At 60.8% G+C, this 2428-nt stretch carries 2 protein-coding genes; both read left to right on the top strand.

Annotated features, from left to right (window positions below; all coding sequences use genetic code 11):
* The first annotated feature begins 113 nt into the window (after nucleotides 1-113).
* A complete protein-coding gene (gene istA / locus APA10_RS11665) occupies nucleotides 114-1637 on the top strand; it encodes an IS21 family transposase (protein ID WP_035367744.1) in 1524 nt (507 codons plus the stop codon).
* Nucleotides 1627-2406 (top strand): IS21-like element helper ATPase IstB, encoded by a 780-nt coding sequence (gene istB / locus APA10_RS11660; protein WP_003630803.1) that lies wholly within the window; start codon nucleotides 1627-1629, stop codon nucleotides 2404-2406. Before istA ends, istB begins: the two co-directional genes overlap by 11 nt.
* Nucleotides 2407-2428: the final 22 nt, after the last annotated feature.

Genomic DNA, 2428 nt, shown 5'->3' with positions numbered 1-2428 from the left:
TGTTGATTTTCACTGAGAACTGACCCGGGTAGGGCGGAAATTTTCATCGAGATTTGACCCATGCCTTCACACTCCCCGGCATCATTTGCTGGGGGTTTTTTGGAGTGATTGACATGGAGCTTCTGAGTGTGATCCGCCGGTGGCATCGCCGGGATCATCTTCCGATCCGCGAGATCGAACGCCGGACGGGACTGTCACGCAATACGATCCGGAAATATCTCCGGGCAGAGAGCATTGAACCGCGGTTCCAGGTTCCCGAACGTCCCAGCCGACTGGACCCGTTTGCTGACAAATTGAGGGGATGGCTGGTTCTGGAAGCCGCCCGATCCCGCAAGAACCGGCGCACGGCGCGACGGTTGTATGAAGACCTTGTGGCACTGGGTTATGATGGATCCTACGGACGGGTGGCTGCTTTCATCCGGCAGTGGAAACACGAACAGCACCAGGCACGCCAGACAACGGGCCGGGGTGTTTTCGTGCCCCTGTGCTTCCAGCCCGGGGAAGCCTTCCAGTTTGACTGGGGCGAGGACTGGGCGGTGATTGCCGACCGTCGCGTCAAGCTGCAGGTTGCCCACACCAAACTGTCCTTCAGCCGGGCCTTCATACTCAGGGCCTATCCCCTACAGACCCACGAGATGCTTTTTGATGCGCTTACCGAGGCCTTCCGCGTGCTCGGTGGCGTGCCGCGGCGGGGTATTTTTGATAACATGAAGACGGCCGTGGACCGGATTGGGTCGGGCAAGGCGCGTCAGGTCAACCTGCGCTTCATGACCCTGGCCAGCCATTACCTGTTCGAGCCGACCTTCTGCAATCCGGCAGCCGGATGGGAGAAAGGGCAGATCGAGAAGACCGTGCAGGATGCCCGGCGCCAGATCTGGCAGGATTTGCCCGCCTTTCCCGATCTGGGGGCGCTGAATGCCTGGCTGGAAGCCCGCTGCCTGGACCGTTGGGAACGGCTGCGGCATGCTGGATTGCCGTGTAGCGTCTCCGAGGTCCATGCAAGCGAACGTCCCCACCTCATGGTGCCGGGGCGTCCCTTTGACGGGTTTGTCGAACAGACCAAGCGCGTCTCACCAACCTGCCTGATCCAGTTCGAAGGCAACCGCTACAGCGTGCCGGCCTCCTTTGCCAATCGTCCGGTCAGCCTGCGGGTTTATCCTGACAAGCTGCGCATTATCGCCGAAGGGCAGGTTCTGTGCGTGCATGACCGGATCATCACGCGTTCGCATGGTGTGCCAGGCCGCACGGTTTATGACTGGCGGCATTATCTGGCGGTCATCCAGCGCAAACCGGGCGCCCTGCGCAATGGCGCACCGTTTACCGAATTGCCAGCCGCCTTCCGGACCCTGCAGGATCAACTGCTCAGGCGGCCTGGAGGCGACCGGGAAATGGCTGAAATCCTGGCCCTGGTGCTGCAGCATGATGAGCAGGCCGTCCTCTGCGCGGTTGAACTGGCTCTTGAAGATGGCGTGGCGACCAAGACCCATGTTCTCAATACGCTGCATCGCCTGATTGATGCCAAAAGAACCGTGGTTCTCCGGCTTGATGCTCCACAGGCCCTGGTGCTCGAACACGAACCGTGCGCCGATACAGGGCGCTATGACATCCTGCGTGGGGACAGTCGCCATGCGTCATGATCCTGCCGCCGCCTCACTTGTCGTCATGCTCCGTGGACTGCGGATGTATGGCATGGCCCAGGCCACGGCTGACCTCATTGAGCAGGGCGCGCCCGCCTTCGGGGCGGCCATCCCCATTCTCTCGCAGCTTCTGAAGGCGGAACTGGCCGAACGCGAAGTGCGCTCCATCGCCTACCAGACAAAGACAGCCCGGTTCCCCGCCTACAAGGACCTGTCTGGGTTCTCCTTTGCCGACACCCAGGTCAACGAGCCCATGGTCCGCCAGCTTCATGGCGGGGACTTCATCGAGCGTGCCGAAAATGTCGTGCTGATCGGCGGCCCGGGAACCGGGAAAACCCACCTGGCGACCGCCCTGGCCATCCAGGCGATTACCCATCACCGCAAGAAGGCGCGCTTCTGGTCAACGGTCGACCTGGTCAATGCTCTTGAACAGGAGAAGACTGCCAATCGGGCCGGGCAGATTGCCGACAGGCTGCTCCGCCTGGATCTCGTGATCCTTGATGAACTCGGTTATCTCCCCTTCAGCGCGTCTGGGGGCGCCCTGCTGTTCCATCTGCTCAGCCGCCTCTATGAGCGCACCAGTGTCATCATCACAACCAATCTGAGCTTCAGTGAATGGGGAGACGTCTTTGGTGACCCGAAGATGACGACGGCGCTCCTCGATCGGCTGACCCATCACTGTCATATCCTCGAGACAGGAAATGACAGCTACAGGTTCCGCGCCAGCACCGCCGCGTCAAAAAACAGGAAGGATAAATCCTCTTCTTGACCGCCCGCCCGACTATGCCTGA

The organism is Acetobacter pasteurianus subsp. pasteurianus LMG 1262 = NBRC 106471 (assembly GCF_000285275.1).
Lineage (GTDB): Bacteria > Pseudomonadota > Alphaproteobacteria > Acetobacterales > Acetobacteraceae > Acetobacter > Acetobacter pasteurianus.
This window is presented reverse-complemented; position numbering and strand designations above follow the sequence as displayed.

Excerpts from the sequence above, each read along its gene's own strand:
- istA (WP_035367744.1), top strand. The coding sequence starts at position 114 with ATGGAGCTTCTGAGTGTGATCCGCCGGTGGCATCGCCGGGATCATCTT.
- istB (WP_003630803.1), top strand. The coding sequence starts at position 1,627 with ATGCGTCATGATCCTGCCGCCGCCTCACTTGTCGTCATGCTCCGTGGA.